The sequence below is a fragment of the Flavobacterium akiainvivens genome, assembly GCF_001278115.1.
In the GTDB taxonomy this organism is placed as follows: domain Bacteria; phylum Bacteroidota; class Bacteroidia; order Flavobacteriales; family Flavobacteriaceae; genus Flavobacterium; species Flavobacterium akiainvivens.
Genome location: NZ_LIYD01000005.1, coordinates 734,195 through 754,468, shown reverse-complemented (window position 1 = coordinate 754,468; position 20,274 = coordinate 734,195). Strand labels below are relative to the sequence as shown.

At 39.7% G+C, this 20,274-nt stretch carries 14 protein-coding genes; 12 read left to right on the top strand and 2 right to left on the bottom strand.

All coding sequences use genetic code 11. From position 1 onward, the window contains the following. Positions 1-64 precede the first annotated feature (64 nt). Positions 65-898 (top strand): 50S ribosomal protein L11 methyltransferase, encoded by an 834-nt coding sequence (gene prmA / locus AM279_RS03375; protein ID WP_054406249.1) that lies wholly within the window; start codon positions 65-67, stop codon positions 896-898. An 18-nt stretch (positions 899-916) separates the two neighbouring features. After that, positions 917-1,192 carry an ATP-dependent Clp protease adaptor ClpS gene (locus AM279_RS03370; protein WP_054406248.1) on the top strand — a complete coding sequence of 92 codons (276 nt, stop codon included), beginning with the start codon at positions 917-919 and terminating at the stop codon, positions 1,190-1,192. Positions 1,193-1,234: 42 nt separating this feature from the next. On the opposite strand, the gene AM279_RS03365 is transcribed toward AM279_RS03370, so the two are convergent. Further along, positions 1,235-1,762 carry a lipocalin family protein gene (locus AM279_RS03365; protein WP_054406247.1) on the bottom strand — a complete coding sequence of 176 codons (528 nt, stop codon included), beginning with the start codon at positions 1,760-1,762 and terminating at the stop codon, positions 1,235-1,237. 540 nt (positions 1,763-2,302) lie between these two features. On the opposite strand from AM279_RS03365, the gene AM279_RS03360 reads away from it, so the two are divergent. From AM279_RS03360 to AM279_RS03320, 10 genes are all read left to right on the top strand, one after another. Next, positions 2,303-3,850, top strand: coding sequence for a T9SS type A sorting domain-containing protein (locus AM279_RS03360; protein WP_054406246.1), 1,548 nt, complete (start codon positions 2,303-2,305; stop codon positions 3,848-3,850). Between the two features lie 135 nt (positions 3,851-3,985). Further along, positions 3,986-6,757: a helix-turn-helix and ligand-binding sensor domain-containing protein gene (locus AM279_RS03355; protein WP_280521867.1), complete on the top strand. Its 2,772-nt coding sequence runs from the start codon at positions 3,986-3,988 to the stop codon at positions 6,755-6,757. Between the two features lie 248 nt (positions 6,758-7,005). Beyond that, positions 7,006-10,062 (top strand): SusC/RagA family TonB-linked outer membrane protein, encoded by a 3,057-nt coding sequence (locus AM279_RS03350; RefSeq protein ID WP_054406244.1) that lies wholly within the window; start codon positions 7,006-7,008, stop codon positions 10,060-10,062. 6 nt (positions 10,063-10,068) lie between these two features. Beyond that, positions 10,069-11,541, top strand: coding sequence for a RagB/SusD family nutrient uptake outer membrane protein (locus AM279_RS03345; RefSeq protein WP_054406243.1), 1,473 nt, complete (start codon positions 10,069-10,071; stop codon positions 11,539-11,541). Between the two features lie 12 nt (positions 11,542-11,553). Then, complete coding sequence (locus AM279_RS03340) at positions 11,554-13,101, top strand: hypothetical protein (protein ID WP_054406242.1); 1,548 nt, start codon at positions 11,554-11,556, stop codon at positions 13,099-13,101. Between the two features lie 5 nt (positions 13,102-13,106). Continuing rightward, positions 13,107-14,744, top strand: a complete 1,638-nt coding sequence (locus AM279_RS03335; protein ID WP_054406241.1) for a glycoside hydrolase family 16 protein — start codon at positions 13,107-13,109, stop codon at positions 14,742-14,744. Between the two features lie 100 nt (positions 14,745-14,844). Beyond that, a complete protein-coding gene (bglX, locus tag AM279_RS03330) occupies positions 14,845-17,145 on the top strand; it encodes a beta-glucosidase BglX (protein ID WP_054406240.1) in 2,301 nt (766 codons plus the stop codon). 6 nt (positions 17,146-17,151) lie between these two features. Beyond that, complete coding sequence (locus AM279_RS21010; protein ID WP_316948647.1) at positions 17,152-17,430, top strand: glycoside hydrolase family 16 protein; 279 nt, start codon at positions 17,152-17,154, stop codon at positions 17,428-17,430. A gap of 28 nt (positions 17,431-17,458) precedes the next feature. Then, complete coding sequence (locus AM279_RS21005; RefSeq protein WP_316948646.1) at positions 17,459-17,920, top strand: glycoside hydrolase family 16 protein; 462 nt, start codon at positions 17,459-17,461, stop codon at positions 17,918-17,920. A 140-nt stretch (positions 17,921-18,060) separates the two neighbouring features. Next, entirely contained in the window at positions 18,061-19,038 is a 978-nt protein-coding gene (locus AM279_RS03320; protein ID WP_074961532.1) for a phosphatase PAP2 family protein, read from the top strand. A 44-nt stretch (positions 19,039-19,082) separates the two neighbouring features. On the opposite strand, the gene AM279_RS03315 is transcribed toward AM279_RS03320, so the two are convergent. Then, entirely contained in the window at positions 19,083-20,189 is a 1,107-nt protein-coding gene (locus AM279_RS03315) for a lactonase family protein (protein ID WP_054410093.1), read from the bottom strand. Between the last annotated feature and the right edge of the window lie 85 nt (positions 20,190-20,274).

The window sequence follows — 20,274 nt, the reverse complement described above, 5'->3', positions numbered from 1 at the left end:
AACTTAATATTAAATGTTGCCGACTAATGTTACGCCAATGTTACCTTTGTAAAAAATTAAAGTTATGCCAGATATTTATATTGGATATCATTTTACTGTAGAGCCTAAAGAACCGGCCACAGAAATACTAATTGCCGAACTGGGCGAAACCGCTTTTGAGAGCTTCGAAGAAACCGAAACCGGCCTTAGCGCCTATGTGCAGAAACAGTTTTGGACGGAAGATATTTTATCTGAAATACAGATACTTAATTCAGGTGAGTTTAAGATAAGCTTTACTAAAGAAGAAATTGAGCAGGTAAACTGGAATGAGGAATGGGAAAAGAATTTTGAGCCTATTGACGTTGACGGCACCTGCCGCGTGCGTGCACCATTTCATGAATATAAAGAGGTGCAGTATGATATTGTTATTGAGCCTAAAATGAGTTTTGGTACCGGCCATCATGAAACTACTTTTATGATGATAAAACACCTTCTTGAAACAGAACTTGAGGGAAAAAAGACCCTTGATATGGGCTGCGGTACAGCTATACTTGCCATTTTAGCGGAAATGAAAGGCGCAAAACCCCTTGATGCTATAGATATAGACCATTGGTGCTACCTTAATTCTATTGAAAATGCCGAACGCAACAATTGCCATAACATTACTGTTGAAGAAGGAGATGCAGCATTGCTTACCGGCAGAAAATATGATGTTATTATTGCTAACATAAACCGTAACATACTGCTTAATGATATGCAGCAATATGTAGATTGTCTTAACGAAAAGGGCATATTATTATTGAGCGGTTTTTATGAAGAAGATATTCCATATATAGATGAATCATGTACCGAGAAGGGCCTTAAACTGGAAAAAAAGCACCAGAAAAACAACTGGGTTGCCCTAAAATATGTAAATTAGCATTTTAAAGTTTTGATAATGAGCACAAGGGAAAAAGTACTTGAAGAAGTACTGGTTGAAGAACAGGTAGGCAACAATAACGAGATTGTTTTGTATAATGATGATGTAAACACATTTGACCACGTTATTGATACGCTTATCCGTGTATGCAGGCATACCGCCGAACAGGCAGAACAATGCTCTATAATTGTGCATTATAAAGGCAAATGCACTGTTAAAACCGGCGAACTTAGCGAGTTGAAGCCTCAATGTACACAACTGCTCGAAGCCGGTCTAAGTGCCGAAATAATATAAAAAAAGGGATGCTAAAGCATCCCTTTTTCTTTACATACTGAATTATTTTTCATAAACATAGTTTATGCTGCCGGGAGTATATATTGCCCCGCCTTCAGCATCCCTGTCAGGATACCTTGAAAGAATATTGTCATTTTCCCAAGTAATCTTATTTCCCTGTTTTGTTACAAATGCAGTAGCATTATCTCCCGTCTCATCTTCATACGTTAATGTAAGAATAGCATCTGTACCGGTTCCCTCTGCCTCCCAGGTTCCCGAAAGTGTTACAGGATTGGCACAACCGGCCTGCCCAGTTGCTTCATCAATTAATATAGCAGTATGCACATAAGTAAATGTGTTATCGCTATTAATTGTAATCCTGCCGGAATCATAGCAGTTAGACTCTTCTGTCTGGTCAATATGCGAATCACCGTCCATATCAAAATCGGTAGCTTCGGCAGTATTAACCTCTTCAAGTTCATAAGTACCTTCAATAGTTGTTGCATTTGGTGCGTCGTCATCATCACTACATGCTGTAAAAAGGGCACCTGATAGTAATAATGCACCGGCCAATAAATGAATCTTTTTCATTTCTCAAATTTTTATGTTAGTTGAGCCAAAACTACCCCGAGCTTTCTTAATGAAAAATTAATAAAAACTTAATTAGAAGATGTTTAACAAAACAATCTTCCATATAAAATTCATAAATAACTATTGCACAAGGATATTGCCTTAATAATACTAATTAATAGTTAAAAGATTAATATAGGTATATACAACACTCTTAACAAGTAATTATGATTAATAACTATTTTACATAAATTATAAAGCAAAATTATTTTTTATACCATTAAAGTTCGATTTACATAATTGTATGGGTATTCGCAAACCTACAACAAAAAGCAAATCAGATATAAATCAACTATACATTACCTATACAAAAGTATAATAAACCCGAAAACGATATAGTTAAAGGCTTAATCAAAAAGTTAATATTTATAAGGGGTTTGGCTACTATTCATTATTGTATTCTAATTGCTTTACCATGTATAGTTTCTATATAGGTAGTAAAAATTACATCGTTTTCGTTGAATGTATATTTTTACATCATAACCTTAATTCCTAATTTATATGAAAGTAAAACAATTACTTAAAAACAATATCTTTAAAACAACTGCTTTGCTGGGCATATCGCTTTTTGCAGCTAATACCCATGCGCAGGTGTTTGTAACGGTAAATAATTTTGATGCTACTGCAGATAATGAAAAATGGAGGTCGTATAGAAACGTATTCTTAAACAATGGTGCATTTGAAGCAGGAACCAATTTAGCATATGAATTTGGCGACCAGTGGGTAACATTTGATGAACTTAAAAGTGTTTTTAATACAGGCGAAGGCACTATAGCGCTATACCCTAATTACACACTTTATAATGCTGCAGATGCTTATTGGTCTGACGGAAATGGTAATGGAAACAAAATTTTTGAAGGCCTTACCTTTGTAGAGCGTACCGATATGGAGGGCGAGCAACTTGTTTTTTCAGGACATACTAACAGCTCGACCTTAATAGCAAGTTATCATGATACCGCTTTTATAAAAATACTCAATCCGGCTGCTAACTGGGCTACAGAAGTAATGATTACCGTTCCGCTTACGCCGGGAGAGGATTTTACGCTTTCTACAGGTGATTTTGAAATAGGCCCCGGACGTTATGTTCAGTATGGTTTCTCAATGCTTGGCCTTAATGGTAACCCTGCTAATGAAGCCGCTACCGGTTTTACTGTTGTAACTAATGCCCCTCCGGGCGAAAACCCTATTACCCCGGAAGAACCGGTTGAGCCTACACCGGGAACAGTAAACGTAACCATTGAAAACCTTGATACAGAAAACCTTTGGAAACCTTTTGCTAACTGGTTTGAAAACAACGGCAACTTTGAAGCTGGTACAGAATTAACCTATGTAGCAGGAAATTCATGGACTTTTGATGCTTTAAAAAGTGTGCTAAACCCTGCAGATAATACCATAAGCATTTATCCCAATTACAATACATATAATCCCGCTGATACCTATTGGGCAGACGGAAATGGAAACGGAAACAAAATTTTTGAAGGCAATACTTTTGTGGAAAGGACTGACCTTGCTGCGCAAACCCTTATATTTACAGGTAAAACAGTTAGCTCTACCCTTACAGATGATTTTGAAGACGTTGCCTTTATAAAAATCCTTAATCCTGGTAATAACTGGTCTCTTGATTTTCATGCTTCAGCAGATCTTGTGCCTGGTCAGGACTGGTCGCTTTCTACTGAAGGATTTACCATAACGGCAGGACTTATTGTACAATATGGTGTTTCAGTTACCGGGCTTAACCAAAATCCGGCTAACGGTACTGAAGAAGCAAATGGTTTTACTGTAGTTACAAGCACTACTGCTAATGCACCTGCTTTTAATAAATTTATTACTACTGTATATCCAAATCCGGTAAGTGATGTACTAAACATTACCAACGAAAATGCTATAGATACAGTAGAAATTTATAACCTTATCGGCCAGTTAATATACACTGCCAAGCCAGCACAAAATAATGTATCTGTAAACGTTTCTAACCTAAATGCCGGTGTTTATATTGTAAACACATCCGCTAAAGGAAAACAAACATCTCAGCGCATTATAAAACAGTAAGTTTTATTCCAAATTTCATGTTGATAGTTAGCCGCCCCGCCTGTGCGGGGCGGTTTTTTTATAACAACTTTTCTTGTATATTCGTAATTATAACCAACCAATAGTATCATTTTGAAAAAAAAGTTACTCTTTTTTTTGCTATTTGCAATAAGCACTTTTGCCCAGGATCTCCCTCCTATTTTGCAGTATCCTACTTCTGTGTATAATGCGGGTAATCAAAACTGGATGATAAGCCAGGATAAAAACGGTTATATATACTTTGCTAACAATTCGGGGCTGTTAGAATATAACGGCACCAGCTGGAAGTTATACCCTACCCCTAACGAAACAATTTTACGCTCTGTAAGGGCTGTGGGGGACAGGATTTATACCGGCTCCTATATGGAGTTTGGCTACTGGACCCGCCAGGAAAACGGAAGCCTTAAATACTTCTCACTTTCAGATAAGATAAAGTCAAAAATTATTGACGACGAACAGTTTTGGAATATTAAACATCTTGACCACTGGGTTATATTTCAATCGCTTACACAAATATTTATTTATGATTGTAAAACACAAGCATTTAACATAATTGCTTCAGATACAGGCATGAATAAGGTTTTTGCCGTTAACAACAGTATATTATATCAAACATTTAGTTCCGGCTTATTTGAAATAGAAAATGGGAAAAGTAAACTTTTAAGTAATGCTCCCATTTTTGCAAACAGTAAAATTGTAAATATTTTTGGCATTGATGATGGCCTGCTAATACAAATGCAATATGACGGCTTTTACATTTATAAAAATGGTGAGATTACAAAATGGAATATAGCCGCAGATGAACAGCTTAAAAACAGTAGTATATACAGCAGCCAAAGGCTAAGCGACGGCAGCTTTGCATTAGGCACTGTTTCTAATGGTATTTATATACTCTCGTCTTCAGGTGCTATAAAATATCATATTACCCAAAATAAAGGTTTAAGTAACAATACAGCCCTTTCATTGTTTGAAGACCGCGACAATAACCTGTGGATAGGGCTTGATAACGGTATAAACTGCATAAATATGCAAAGTGCAGTACACAGCTATGTAGATGATACCGGTTTTTTAGGAACGGTATATGCATCAGTACTTTATAATGATGTTATTTATATTGGCACAAATCAGGGACTGTTTTGTAAGCCTTATAATTCTGACAGTGATTTTAAATTTGTAGCAGGCACTAAAGGACAGGTATGGTCTTTATTTATATATGATAATACTCTTTTTTGCGGCCATGACTATGGTACCTATTTGATTAATGGTACATCTGCAACACAAATATTTTCGGGCATTGGCACATGGAAATTTGAAAAAATTCAGGGTAAGCCAAATCTACTTCTGCAAGGTAATTATCTGGGTTTTACAGTTCTCGAAAAAACACCTGCAGGATGGAAACTCCGCAACCGGATAGATGGATTTGATTATTCCAGCAGGTTTTTTGCCATAAACGGTAGTGATGTTTATATAAGCCATGAGTATAAAGGCATATTCAGGATAACGGTAGATAATAATTTTACGAAGGCATCAGGTTTTTACGCCTACAAAACGCCTAAAAAAGGGAAAAATGCAAGCCTCTCTACCTTTAATGGCGAAATATACTATGCCTACAAGGAAGGTATCTATAAGCTGAATACAAAAACAAAACAATTTATAAAACAGGAAAAACTTTCTAAACCTTTTGCTAATGATGAGTATACATCGGGCAAAATTATAGCAGACAATAGTGGAAGGTTGTGGTTTTTTACTAAGAACTATATTAATTACTTTACTTCAGGCAAGCTCAATTCAGAATTAAAGCACAATGTTATTCCCATTCCCAGTACGTTAACCAATTCAATGGCAGGGTATGAAAACATAACTCAAATTACGGTTAATACATACTTAATAGGCACTACAGATGGATATTACACTATAAACCTTAATGAGTTAGACTCTAAGCAATACAATGTATTTATTTCAGATATCGCTATTAATGAGCTAAACAGACAACCCGTTTCAACCAATATTAAAGGCGAAGGCAGCTTTAAATATACTCAAAATAATATCACATTCAGCTTTACTGTTCCGGAATACAACAAGTATGTCAATTCTGAATTTCAGTACAAACTTGAAGGAATGCAGGATGAGTGGAGTGAATGGGCTACAAAGCCGTTAGTGAATTTTAAAAACCTGCCTCCGGGAGAATACATCTTTAAAGTAAGGGCCAAAACAGGCAACTCATTATCTGAAAATGTTGCAGAATATAGGTTTACTATTTTAAAACCCTGGTATGCAACTACATTTGCTTTAATTATTTATCTATTTATAGCACTTATAGCGGCTTACATGATTAACCGAGCCTACAAGAACTATTACCACAATCAACGTGAAAAGCTTATAGAAGAAAACAACAGGCTTCTTGAGATTAAGGAACTTGAAAATGAACAGGAATTAATGCGTGTAAAAAATGAGCAGCTACAGCAGGATTTTGAGAATAAGAATCGTGAACTGGCTGCTTCTACAATGAACCTTATTAAAAAGAATGAACTGCTATCAATGATTAAGGACGATCTTAAAAAGAGTACTGAGATTGGCGATAGAAGTATAAAATCGGTTATAACGACAATAAATAAAAACATAAATGAAAACGATACCTGGGATATGTTTAAGGAAGCATTTAATAATGCTGATAAAGACTTTTTAAAGAAAATAAAGAAGGCTCATGCAGCACTTACACCTAACGATTTACGCTTGTGTGCATACCTCAGGCTTAACCTTTCAAGTAAAGAAATTGCACCTTTGCTTAACATATCTGTAAGAAGCGTTGAAATAAAACGATATCGTTTGCGCAAAAAAATGGATTTACCACATGAATTAGGCCTTGTTGAGTATATCCTGTCGGTTTAATAAACCACAACACTGTTTAAAAATACCTATACATTACCACAACATTACCTTATTTACAAGGTTTTCGTTACTGTATTTTTAACATATTTAAAATGTTGCTAAACACTGTTAACAGTAGGTTAACGTGTGTTTTTATTGCTTAAAAAAATCTTTTTTCAAATTGTATAACATTTGTAGGGGTACTAAAAAATTTACATGTTTTTAGTACCCCTACTTTTATATTATCACAAAAAACATTTTAGTATTATATGAAGTCAAAACTATTAGCCATTGCTTTTATGTTTATTTCAGCCCTGTGTATTGCACAGAATGTTGAAATAAACGGAAAGGTAACAGAAGCGGCCTCCGGAGATCCTCTGCCGGGAGTAAGTGTCGTTGTAAAAAGTTCCACAACAGCTACCGTAACAGATCTCGACGGTAATTTTTCAATCTCGGTGCCGGTAGGCTCTATATTAGAGTTTTCATCTATTGGCTATACCCCATTTCAAAAAATTGTTACAGCTACAGAAACCATTACTGTTTCGTTAGAAGCTTCGGTAGAAAGCCTTGAAGAACTTGTGGTTATTGGTTACGGTAGCCAGCGCAAAAAAGAAGTTACCGGCGCTGTAAGCACAATTGGCTCAGAAACGCTGGACCAGCTTAGGCCAGTAAAAATTGAACAGGCACTACAAGGTACTGTATCGGGAGTTAATGTTACATCAACCTCTGGATCTCCGGGAGCGGGGCTTAGCATCAGGATTCGTGGTATAGCCACAAATGGCGACGCCAACCCGGTAGTGATTATTGACGGCTACCAGGGCGAACTTGGCCTATTAAACGCATCTGACATTGAAAGTATTACCGTTCTTAAAGATGCCCAAGCTGCCATTTATGGTACAATTGGTGCCAATGGTGTTATACTTGTAACCACTAAAAAGGGCCGTAAAAACCAAAAGCCCGAAGTTAGCTACAATGTATTTACCGGTTTTCAGGAAACAACAAGAAAGCTGCCAACATTAAACGCTACTGAGTATGCCGCTTTGCTTAACGAAAGCTATGCTAACGGTGGGCAACCTATTCCCTTCCCTAACCTTAGCGGGCTTGGAACCGGCACCAACTGGCAGGATCAGGTTTTTCAAAATGATGCGCCAATAACAAGCCAGGATATTACCTTTAGCGGCGGTGCCGATAAAATTTCATACTCAGTAGGCGGCTCACGTGTTGAGCAGGAAGGTATTGTGGGCGGCAACAAGGCAAACTTTTTAAGAAATACTGCCAGGATATCCTTAACCGCCGACCTTACAGACAGACTAAGGATGAACGGTAACGTGATTTACACGCAGTTTGACAGGGCAAGCCTTAGCGAAAACGTATTGGGTTCGGTGCTTTTTAATACATTAAACGTTTCACCTGTATTAACGCCTTACAATGAAACCGGAGACTTTACCCTCGTGCCAAGCGATACCGGTTTTGGTACAGAAATTATCAACCCGCTGGCACAAATGGCTAATACCTATAACGCTTATAATTTTAAGAAAATCAACGGTACATTTGGCCTTGACTACAAAATTATTGATGGGCTAACCATAACCAGCAGGATAGGTTTCAACTCTTCTACAGACAGGGGTAAAACATTTGGTAAACAGGTTAATTATGGTGGTAAAATTTATGATGTGCAGCGCAGCAGCGTTACCCAGAGCGCAAGTAATTTTAACGACTATACGTATGACCTTTTTGCTACATACGCTAAAACATTTGCCGAAAACCATAATGTTACAGCCACAGCCGGTATGACCGTATTTAAAACGTATGGCCAGAATGTAACCGCAACAGGATTTGACGTTCCTTACAACTCATGGGAATATGCAGATATAAGCCTGGCAAACGGGCTTAGCGACTCTAAAACAAACAGTTCATATACGTATGATGACAGAAGGCTTTCTTATTTTGGAAGGATACAATACGACTATAAAGGCAGGTACTTGCTGTCAGGCATGCTTAGGCGTGATATGTCTACAAAATTTGGCCCGGGCAATTCAGTAGCTTATTTTCCTTCTGTAACAGCAGGTTGGGTTATGTCAGACGAAAGCTTCTTTGGAGGTGGCGAAGATTCAAATGACAAAGGCATCATAAGCTTTGCAAAACTACGCGCCAGCTATGGCGAACTGGGTAGCGACCTTATTGGTTCTAACACCTACAGGTCTTTGCTAAGTGGTGAGGCAACGTATGTATTTAACGGGCAACTTGTAAACGGTGTTGCAACAGGAACGGTTGTAAACCCTAATGTTAAGTGGGAAGTAGCCAAGAAATTTGACGTAGGTGCTGATATTTATTTCTTTAACGATAAGCTTAGCCTTGTAGCAGATTATTTTATTGATACCCGAGATGACCTTCTTATTCCTAATATTCCGGTATCGGGTATAATAGGCATCGGTGCACCGGGAGCAAGCGCTCCTACTGTAAATGCAGGTAGCGTTCGTAATAGCGGTTTTGAGCTTGCTTTAGGTTATAAAACAGATATTATTGAAGGTATGCAGCTTGATGCCAATTACAACGTTACATTCCTTAAAAACGAAGTAACTGCGGTAAACAATGGTACAGGTTACTACCCCGGCGGTACTTTTGGACTGAGCGAACAACCATCAAGAATGGAGGTTGGACAGCCTATGGGCTACTTCTATGGTTACCAGATGGATGGTATTTTCCAGAACCAGGCAGAAGTTGATGCCGCTCCAAGCCAGGCAGGCCTTGGTGGTACAGGAGCACACCCGGGCGACATTAGATTTAAAGATGTTAACGGCGACGGTATAATTACCCCTGATGATAAAACTAATATTGGTGACCCTATACCAAATGCTACCATGGGGCTTAATGTAACGCTAAGGTATAAAGGTTTTGACCTTACAGCTTATGCGTTTGCATCTCTTGGAAATGACATGGTAAGGGCTTATGAAAGAAATGTACCTAATGGCAACCGCCTTAATTATGTACTTGGCAGGTGGACCGGCGAAGGCACAAGCAATACTATCCCTATCCAGACTGTTGGGGCAAATAACAATACACTTTTCTCATCTTATTATGTGGAGGATGCTTCATATTGCAGGATACAAAACCTACAGTTGGGCTACAGCATAAATCCTAACTGGCTGGGCAATGTGGTTACCCAAACCAGGATATATGTAGCTGTAAACAATCTTTACACCTTTACAAAATACCGGGGCTATGACCCAAGTGCTTCATCCGGGGCACCTATTGGCAGCGGTATAGACTATGGTTTTTATCCGGTACCCAGAACATTTATGGTAGGTGCTAACATTAAATTTTAATTGACAATGAAAAAGAAGATAATAACAGCTATTGCCGCGTTTAGCCTGCTATCGCTAAACATTTCGTGTTCAGACAGTTTTACAGAACGCACACCGGCATACTCTATAGACTCAGAAAACTATTTTAATTCGCCCGAAGATTATAACTATGCATTGATTGCAGTGTATGACATTTTGCAGTCTACTTATGTAAATGTTCTGCTTGGTGAAATTGCATCAGACAATACCCTTTGTGGTGGCGAAAGCGCTACAGACGTGCCGGGTTTCCAGCAAATTGACGATATGACCCACACTCCTGTAAACCCTAACCTTAAAAACGTATGGGACTGGATGTTTGCCGGTGTAAACAGGGCTAATTACATACTCGAATTTCAGGATAAGCTTGATTTTGAAGGTAAGCAGAGCATTATTGCACAAACCCGTTTTTTAAGGGCTTATTTCCATTTTGAGCTTGTAAAATGGTTTGGTGGTATCCCCATGAAGGGCGATATGAGGTTTGCAGTAGGAGACGAAACTACCATACCCCGCTGTACCCCACAGGAGGTATATGCATCAATAGAGGCAGATCTTTTATTTGCAATAGAAAACCTTTCTGTTGAAGCACAGGAACAAGGCCGTGTTACTAAAGGCGCTGCACAGGCACTGCTTGGCAAAGCTTATTTATATCAGGGTAAATACCAGGAAGCCTCAACAGTATTGGAAACACTTATACAAAGCGGTACTTACACCCTTGTAACAGACTATAACACCATATTTGAAAGTGCAGGCGAAAATGGCCCTGAATCGGTTTTTGAAGTACAGTATAGCGATGCTGAAGGTGCCGGTTTTGGATGCCTTCAGTGTAGTGAAGGTAACGTTGCCGTAGGCTTTAACGGCCCCAGGAACTATGTAGGGCCGCTATATGATGCCGGATACAGCTTTAACATACCTGCGCAGGAAGCTTATGATGCCTTTGAACCGGGCGATAACCGCCGCGATGTAGCTATACTTGATATCAATGCTTGGGCTGCTGCAAATCCCGGTGTAACCTACGGTGTAGGTTATGAGCATACCGGCTATTATAATAAAAAATACATACCAAGGCAGGGTGACCTTAACCTGGGCGACAGCAAGCTAACCAACCCTAACAACTACAGGGCTATTCGCTATGCCGATATATTACTAATGGCAGCCGAGGCCTTTAACAGGGCGGGTAACGACCAAAAAGCCCAACAGTATGTTAACCAGGTTAGGCAACGTGCCTTTGGCGATAACAACCATAATATAACCAGTACCGGAGATGGCCTTTATGACCGCATTTTACTGGAAAGAAGGCTTGAGCTTGTTGGAGAAGGACACCGCTTTTTTGACCTTGTAAGAACAGGTAAGGCACAAAGTGAAATTAATGGGTTTACATCTAATAAAAACGAAGTGTTTCCAATACCTTATGAGGAGATACAATTTTCTAACGGAAACTGGCCACAAAACCCCGGCTATTAATTAAGATAATTTATGAAAAAAATAAAATACATAATTGCAGTCTTATTTGTAGCCTTAAGTATAGGCTGCGAAGATTCTGACCAGGATACCACTTTTGCTGATGATGCAGCGGCACCTCAAAACCTAACCGCTTTATTTACCATAACCCAGGATAATTCTGGCCTGGTAACTATTGCACCACACGGTGAAGGCGTTACCCGTTTTGAGATTTTTTATGGTGATGGCACCACAGAACCGGCCTCTGTAAATGTTGGAGAAAAAACGTCACACACCTATGCTGAAGGTACTTATACCGTTAAGCTCATCGGTTATAGTATAAACGGTAAGTCTACTGAAATGGAACAACCTTTAACAGTATCTTTTGTAGCGCCGGAAAACCTTGCCGTAAATATTGCCACTGTTGTAGGCAATCCATTTCAGGTAAACGTTACTGCTACAGCAGATTATGAAACCTATTTTGAAGTTTGGTTTGATGAAGATACGGCACTGCCTCCTGTACAGTTTAACGAAGGACAAACCGCAACATATACTTATGCTGCTATAGGCACATATACTGTTACTGTTGTGGCATATAGTGGTGGTGTGGCTACAGCTACCTACACAGGTTCGGTTACTATATCTAATCCGGTATCATTGCCGTTAACTTTTGAAACTAACACCTACAACTTCGCAAACTTTGGCAATGCTGTAACCACGGTTATAGATAACCCCGATCCTACAGGTATAAATACAAGCTCAAAAGTTGCCAGACAGGTTAAAAATGCAGGCTCAGAAACGTGGGCGGGCTCATTAGTTACTCTTGATACGCCCATTACAAACCTGGCAACCATGCCTTATTTTAAAATGAAAGTGTGGTCTCCGGCAGTAGGAACAACCTTCCTGCTAAAGATAGAAAACCTGGCTAACAACACCATTAACCATGAAGTACAGGCTGTAACTACCGTGGCAAACCAGTGGGAAGAGCTTATCTATGATTTCTCAAATGCCGATGCTAACCAAACTTACAATAATGTGGTAGTGTTCTGTAACTTTAATGTTACTGGTGCCGGTGATGAATATTATTTTGACGATGTAGAGCAAAGTGTTTCCGGCGTGCCTATGGTTATGCCCATAACTTTTGAGAACACATCTTTAGATTACACATTTACTGATTTTCTTGGTGCTGCAAGTGCTGTTGAAAACAACCCTGTATCGGGTGGAATAAACACCAGCAACACCGTTTTAAGAATATTAAAGTCTACAGGTGGGCAAGACTGGGCCGGAAGCTGGATATTACTGTCTGAACCGGTAGATTTTAGCACACAGGGCAAAATAAAAATGAAGGTTTACAGCCCAACGGCAAATACTCCTGTTATTTTCAAATTTGAAAACATAGACAACACATCCAGTGTAGAAAAAAATGTTAGCACAACAGTAGCAAATCAGTGGGAAGAAATGACATTTGATTTTACGGGTACTGACTCGGCTAATAACTACCAGCGTGTTGTGGTGTTTATGAATGCAGGTGTAGCAGGTACAAATCAAACGTACTACATTGATGATATTAAACAATCTAACTAAAAGCTATGAAAGAGATATTTAAAAAATTAGGCATCCTGGTTATGCTTGTGGCTGTAGCTACAGGGTGTGTAGACGACGATACAAAATTTGGTGATATTAACACCCCTACTGCCCTGTCTCTCAATTACAATATAATGGGCCAGGATGCCGCAAACCCTAATGGAGACGGCACAGGATATGTGCAGCTTAAGGCATATGCTGAGGGAGCAATAAGCTATAAATACATTTTTCCAAGTGGTGACACTAAAACTGTTGCCGGCGGCGAACTTATGTATCGCTTCACCAGTACCGGTATTAATGACTATGAAATTACTGTAATTGCTTATGGCAGAGGTGGTGTTTCTACAAGCAACAGCTTTGTTATAGAAGATGTACTTAGCAACTTTGATGATCCGGTTACAACAGGCCTTTTAACCGGTACTGGTTCTAAAGTTTGGTACTGGGCTGCAGCAGAACAAGGCCACCTTGGTGTAGGCCCTAACACACCTACAGGTAATAACTATTGGCCTGAGTGGTATGCTGCCGCACCGTTTGAAAAAGCAGGAAGCCCTGAAAGCAGCTGCCTTTATACAAACAAGTTAACCTTTACTCTTGATGGCAGTATGATTAAACTATCGCTTGAAAATGAAGGTACATTCTTTAATGCTGCCTTTACAAGTGTGGGTGGCGGTAACCAGACTACAGATGCCTGTCTTCCATACAATGTAAGTGGGCAAAAAAATGTAATGCTTGCACCTGCACAATCTTATGTGCCTGAAGAATTCTCTACAGGAACCCAAATGACGTTTTCAGACGGTGGCTTTATGGGATATTACATAGGCCAAAGCACTTATGAGATACTGGAACTTACAGAGAACCGTATGGTAGTAAGGGCAATAATGGGTGGTGATGACGCCCTTGCCTGGTATCATATTTTTACTACACAAGACCCATCTGCCACGCCAGACCCGGAATATAACAATCTTATATGGGCAGACGAGTTTGATGTAGATGGTGCCCCGAATGCTGCAAACTGGACATTAGAAGAAGGTAATAATAATGGATGGGGCAATCAGGAGCTTCAACATTACACTCAGTCAGGAAACGCAGCAGTAAGCGGGGGTATATTAACCATTACAGCAAATAAAAATCAAGACGGCATTTATAATTCGGCTCGTATGATTTCTCGTAACAAATTTGACTTTACCTATGGCAGGGTAGAAATAAGGGCTAAACTGCCTACCGAGCTAGGTTCATGGCCGGCCCTATGGATGCTTGGTTCAAATTATACAACTAACCCATGGCCCGGATGTGGTGAAATAGATATTATGGAATATGCTGCTAACGTTAGCCCTACAACCATTAGTGGTACATTACATTACCCCGGTAATTTTGGAGGCAGTGCAAATACAGGCTCAACACAACTGGCCGACCCGTCAGAATGGCATACTTATACACTAATATGGAGCCCCGAGGTTATCAAGTGGTATATAGATGATAACCCTGCATTTAAAACGTTTGTAAACAGCAACGCCCACCCCTATTTTAATTGGAACTACTTCCTGATAATGAATATTGCTGTGGGTGGTAATTTTACGCAAAACTACACCCCAACGTTCTTAACAGACTCTATGGAGGTAGATTATGTTCGCGTTTATCAATAGCCTTTCCAAATCCAAAACATCAATTTAATTTTTACCCCAAAGCAACAGAGGCTGGCCACAGGCTGGCCTCTATGTTGTAAGGGCAATTCCCGAAAAAAGAATGAAATACAATAAAATATCACCTTATATAGCTGCAACAGGTTTATTGGTTGTACTGGCATGCAGTAGTCCCAAAAAAAGCTTTGTTACTGAAAACAACCGCGATGCGATTGACAAAAAAGTAGACTCAGTACTGGCACTTATGACGCTTGAAGAAAAAGTAGGCCAAATGAACCAGTACAATGGCTTTTGGGAGGTTACCGGCCCTGTTCCAAAAGATGGAGCGGCTGCTCTTAAATATGAACATCTTAAAAAAGGCTGGGTAGGCTCTATGCTTAATGTTAAGGGTGTTAAAGATGTGAAAGCCCTGCAAAAAATTGCAGTTGAAGAAACCCGGCTGGGCATACCTGTTATTTTTGGTTATGATGTAATTCACGGATATAAAACCATAAGCCCCATACCTCTTGCCGAAGCCGCAAGCTGGGATATGGAAGCCATAAAAAAATCGGCTGAAATAGCAGCTGCAGAAGCCGCTGCATCAGGGCTAAACTGGACATTTGCCCCAATGGTAGATGTAAGCCGTGATGCCCGCTGGGGCCGCGTAATGGAAGGCGCCGGAGAAGACCCTTACCTAAACAGCCAGATTGCCGTAGCAAGGGTTAAAGGCTTTCAAGGAGATTTTGGCGAATTTAATGTAGCTGCGTGTGTTAAACATTTTGCAGGATACTCTTTTGCCGAATCCGGAAGAGACTACAATACCGTAGATATTAGCAATAATACGCTCCACAATATTGTCCTCCCTCCTTTTAAAGCAGCGCTTGAGGCCGGAGCACTTACCTTTATGAACTCTTTTAACGAGCTGGAAGGCATACCTGCAACGGGTAATCCTTACCTGCAAAGAGAGATACTTAAAGGGCAATGGAATTTTAAAGGATTTGTAGTAAGCGATTGGGGCAGCCTGGGTGAAATGGTATCGCACGGTTATGCCAAAGACCTTAAAGAAGCTGCTGAAAGAGCTGCCAATGCAGGAAGCGATATGGATATGGAAAGCTATGGCTATGTAGCCCACCTTACTGCACTTGTGCGCGAGGGCAAGGTAAGTGAAGATAAGATTGACGACGCTGTAAGGCGTATACTTCGTGTAAAGTTTACATTGGGTCTATTTGACAACCCTTATAAGTATTGCGATGAAACACGTGAGCAACAAACCATTGGTAAAAAGGAATTTCAAGATGGCGTGCTGGATATGGCTAAAAAATCAATCGTACTTTTAAAAAATGACAACAACCTGCTTCCTTTAAAAAAGGAAGGCCTGAAAATAGCCGTTATTGGCGCTTTAGCAAATGACAAAACCAGCCCGCTGGGTTCGTGGCGCATAGGGGCTGATGACGGTACGGCAGTATCTGTACTTGAGGGATTACAAAACTATAAAGGTAACCGTATAAGCTATGCAAAAGGTGCCGATGTTGCCATTGGCCAAACCGTTTTTGCCAGCGAAACCCACATCAATACAACTGATAAAAGCGGATTTACCGAAGCGATAAGCACAGCCAAAGGTGCCGATGTGGTTATTATGGTACTGGGTGAGCACGGCCTGCAAACCGGCGAAGGCCGCAGCAGGGCAAGTCTTGACCTGCCCGGCGTTCAGCAGGAACTGCTTGAAGAAGTATACAAGGTAAACAGCAATATAGTATTGGTACTCAATAACGGAAGACCATTAACAATACCCTGGGCTGCACAACATATACCTGCCATTGTTGAGGGATGGCAACTGGGCACCCAAAGTGGCAACGCCATTGCACAGGTGCTCTATGGCGACTACAACCCCAGCGGTAAACTACCTATGAGCTTTCCTAAAAGCGTGGGGCAGCTACCTCTGTATTACAATCATAAATCTACCGGAAGACCGGGTAACGGGCAACCAACCGAGAGTGTATTCTGGTCGCATTATATTGATGAGCAAAATGCCCCCCTCTACCCTTTTGGATATGGACTGAGTTACTCAAAATTTGAGTACAGTAATTTTAAAATAAGTGCTTCATCTTTTGGAAAAGGAGGAAATATTACCGTATCGGTAGATGTAAAAAACATAAGCAATGTTGACGGTAAAGAAGTTGTACAGTTATACATACGCGATTTAGTGGGCTCTGTAACGCGCCCTGTCAAAGAGCTTAAAGGATTTGAACTTACAGAAATCAAGGCAGGGCAAACAAAAACCGTTACCTTTACTATAAATGAAAAGACTATAGAATTTTATACCGCTAACAATAAATGGGAAGCTGAACCCGGCGATTTTAAGGTGTATGTAGGCACAAACTCAGATACCAGGACCGAACTACCTTTTAGTTATATAACCAACTAATACATTATGAAAAAATTGTTATTACTATTACTTCTTAGCGCCTGTATTGCTACTGCTCAGGTAAAAAAAGGAAAACTTATATGGGAGGAAAATTTCAATAGCGACAGCCTTAATACCGCTACATGGAACTTTGAAACCGGTAACGGTTGCCCGGATAATTGCGGTTTTGGAAATGCTGAGAAACAAACCTATACAACCACAAACCATAAAGTAGCAAACGGTTACTTAACCATTACCACAAAAAAAGAAGGTAACGGCTATACCAGCACACGTATAACTACCTAAGGGTAAAAAAGAATTTAAATATGGCTACATGGAAGCACGCGCCAAACTACCCGCTGGTAAAGGCATTTGGCCTGCCTTCTGGATGCTGGGTGGCGACATTGATAAAGTGGGTTGGCCTCTGGCAGGAGAAATAGATATAATGGAATATGTGGGGCGCGAGCCGCACATGGCCTATGCAACCGTACATACAACACAAACACATGGGGCCAATGCAAACGGCAATAAAATGGAGTTTAAAAATCTTGAGGAGGGTTTTCACACATTTGGTGCTTTATGGACTGAAAATAAAATAACCTTTTATGTTGATAATATAGAAATTCACAGCTTTGCTTCAGATAGTAAATCCCCTGAAATCTGGCCTTTCAACAAACCATTCTATTTCATTTTAAATTGTGCAGTAGGTGGTCATTTTGGCGGTATGGAAGTAGACGACAGCATTTTTCCGCAGGAATATGTTGTTGACTATATCAAAGTATATGAAATTGAATAATTTTATTAATTAGTTCATAAAAAAAGCCGCTATATGCGGCTTTTTTTGTTAACGAAATCATAAATCCAGGCATTACACAGTAAAACAAAAGTACATTAGCACACCTACAAACTACTGATCCATAAAAAAATCTCTTCCTAATGAAACAAATTTCAATCAATTGTTTTTTGATGCTGTTGTATTGCCTAAGCGGCTTTTCACAGTCTCAGGATTCCCTCTCTACAAAAAATGATACGCTTCAACATAATCAAAAAAAGGGAATATTTTCTACTTCCTGGGGGGTAATTAAAAATAGCGTTCTTACTGTTCCACAGGATTTTGTACAGATAGGACATGGTGTTTCAGATAACTGGAAAAAAACCGCAATTTATACCGCCGGTATAGCGGGGCTGGTACTGGTAGATAAATATACTACTGAATTTTACCAAGATGAAATAGAAAGTGCCATTGATTATCATTTGCCAAATATTTCACCAAAGAAAGAGCATCCCTTTATTATAGATCAATTCCTTTCCGGTACTGATGCTTATATTACGTATTCTTTATTAGGCATTTATGCCGGTTCATTTGCCACAAATTATGAAAAAGGCCAATATGCTGCCGTCAACTCATTCAAAGCATTGGCCTATTCTTACGTTATATCACACTTACTGCTAAAATCAGTTATAGGCAGGCATAGGCCAGACCTGACACTTAGCGATGGAAATCCGCCGGAATATCCTTACACAAGCAATCCATTTGATTTTGGAAATTTAAGCGGTATAGAATTTGACCGTGGGCAGTATGGCACTGCAATGCCATCATTTCACGCTACTGCTTATTATGCCGTTGCAAAGGTAATGGCTATGGAGTTTAATAATTACTGGATACCTTATACCGTTGTTACGGGCATATTTTTGTCAGATATCCGCGGCCATAAGCATTGGGTTTCAGATATGGTTGCGGGAGGTATATTAGGCACACTCATTGGTGGGTCTATAGTAAAAAGCTCAAGAAAAAGACGCGATATTCAGGATATAAGCAGCAATGTTACATCCTGGACAGATAAAATAGAATTTAAACTGGTTCCGCAAATCTCTGGCAATTTTGTAGGATTGCACCTTATGGGAAGCTTTTAAACAAAAAGTCCCGCTACAGCAGGGGCTTATAAAATATTTTTTGCTTATTTATTTGGCGTAAATACCAGGCAAACCGGCTGGCATAATTTTATTTCTTTACCGGTTGTAGCAAGGAAACCTGTAGCCTTATCTCGCTTGTAAATAACAACGTTATTGGTGTTTTGGTTAGCTACAAGCAGGTAGTTATCGTTAGGGTCTATACTAAAGTTGCGCGGTGCTGCACCCTGTGTGCTTATTTGCTGCACCAGGTTTACCATACCGTTAGCATGCACTTTAAAGGTAGAAATAGTATTGGCATCACCCCTGTTTGTGGTATATAAATACTTGCCATCGTTACTAAAGTGAATATCAGCCCCGCCGTGTTTACCACCAAAAATCGCAGCACCCATTGTGGTTTCCTGTATTTTCTCCAGCTTGTTATTGTTGTAATTAAACACTGTTAATGAACCATCAAGCTCACCCAGCAAATACACAAAAATACCACTTGGGCTAAATACAAGGTGGCGTGGGCCGCTGCCTGCCTTCACTGCAATGCTTTCTTTAAGAACAAGTGTTTTATCGCCTCCGGTTGGGTTGTAACTGTATATTGATAGCTTATCGGTACCCAGGTCGTTTACAAACACAAATTTCTTATCAGGGCTAAAATATACCATGTGCACGTGGGCGGCTTCCTGACGGCTTTTGTTTGGCCCGGTACCCGTGTGCTTCACCTGTTGTTTAATATCGCCAAGCGAACCATCTGCCTTACGTTCAAATACGGTTATAGACCCACCTGAATAGTTGGCCGTAATCACATTTTTATCGTCGTTGATAATGTAGCATGGGTCGGCCCCCTTGGTTTCTTTCTTGTTTATAAAGTCCAGCTTACCCGTAACGGCATTGAATTTAAACGCGCTGGCTGCACTGTTCTTGCCGTCTTCGTTTACACTGTACAAATACTTTTTATCTGCGCTAAGCGTTACATAACTTGGGTTTACCACACCATCAGTATTGCTTTTGGCCTTAAATTCGCCGGTATTGGTATTAAAATCATACACATAAATACCTTTACTTTCGCAGGCATTGGTGTATGTACCTACAACAAGATTAAAATTATCCTGGGCGGCGGCATTTATAAAAGCAAATAATAGTAACGCTTTGGCTATTTTCATGTTATGTAATTTAGTCTTTACAAATGTAAACGATTTAAATGTTATGTGAAATTTATGCTCCATATTTGCACAAACGTTTAAAATA

Bases quoted from the DNA above. Each gene is read 5' to 3' on its own strand.
- prmA (WP_054406249.1), top strand. From the start codon at position 65: ATGCCAGATATTTATATTGGATATCATTTTACTGTAGAGCCTAAAGAA.
- AM279_RS03370 (WP_054406248.1), top strand. From the start codon at position 917: ATGAGCACAAGGGAAAAAGTACTTGAAGAAGTACTGGTTGAAGAACAG.
- AM279_RS03365 (WP_054406247.1), bottom strand. From the start codon at position 1,762: ATGAAAAAGATTCATTTATTGGCCGGTGCATTATTACTATCAGGTGCC.
- AM279_RS03360 (WP_054406246.1), top strand. From the start codon at position 2,303: ATGAAAGTAAAACAATTACTTAAAAACAATATCTTTAAAACAACTGCT.
- AM279_RS03350 (WP_054406244.1), top strand. From the start codon at position 7,006: ATGAAGTCAAAACTATTAGCCATTGCTTTTATGTTTATTTCAGCCCTG.
- AM279_RS03345 (WP_054406243.1), top strand. From the start codon at position 10,069: ATGAAAAAGAAGATAATAACAGCTATTGCCGCGTTTAGCCTGCTATCG.
- AM279_RS03340 (WP_054406242.1), top strand. From the start codon at position 11,554: ATGAAAAAAATAAAATACATAATTGCAGTCTTATTTGTAGCCTTAAGT.
- AM279_RS03335 (WP_054406241.1), top strand. From the start codon at position 13,107: ATGAAAGAGATATTTAAAAAATTAGGCATCCTGGTTATGCTTGTGGCT.
- bglX (WP_054406240.1), top strand. From the start codon at position 14,845: ATGAAATACAATAAAATATCACCTTATATAGCTGCAACAGGTTTATTG.
- AM279_RS21010 (WP_316948647.1), top strand. From the start codon at position 17,152: ATGAAAAAATTGTTATTACTATTACTTCTTAGCGCCTGTATTGCTACT.
- AM279_RS21005 (WP_316948646.1), top strand. From the start codon at position 17,459: ATGGAAGCACGCGCCAAACTACCCGCTGGTAAAGGCATTTGGCCTGCC.
- AM279_RS03320 (WP_074961532.1), top strand. From the start codon at position 18,061: ATGAAACAAATTTCAATCAATTGTTTTTTGATGCTGTTGTATTGCCTA.
- AM279_RS03315 (WP_054410093.1), bottom strand. From the start codon at position 20,189: ATGAAAATAGCCAAAGCGTTACTATTATTTGCTTTTATAAATGCCGCC.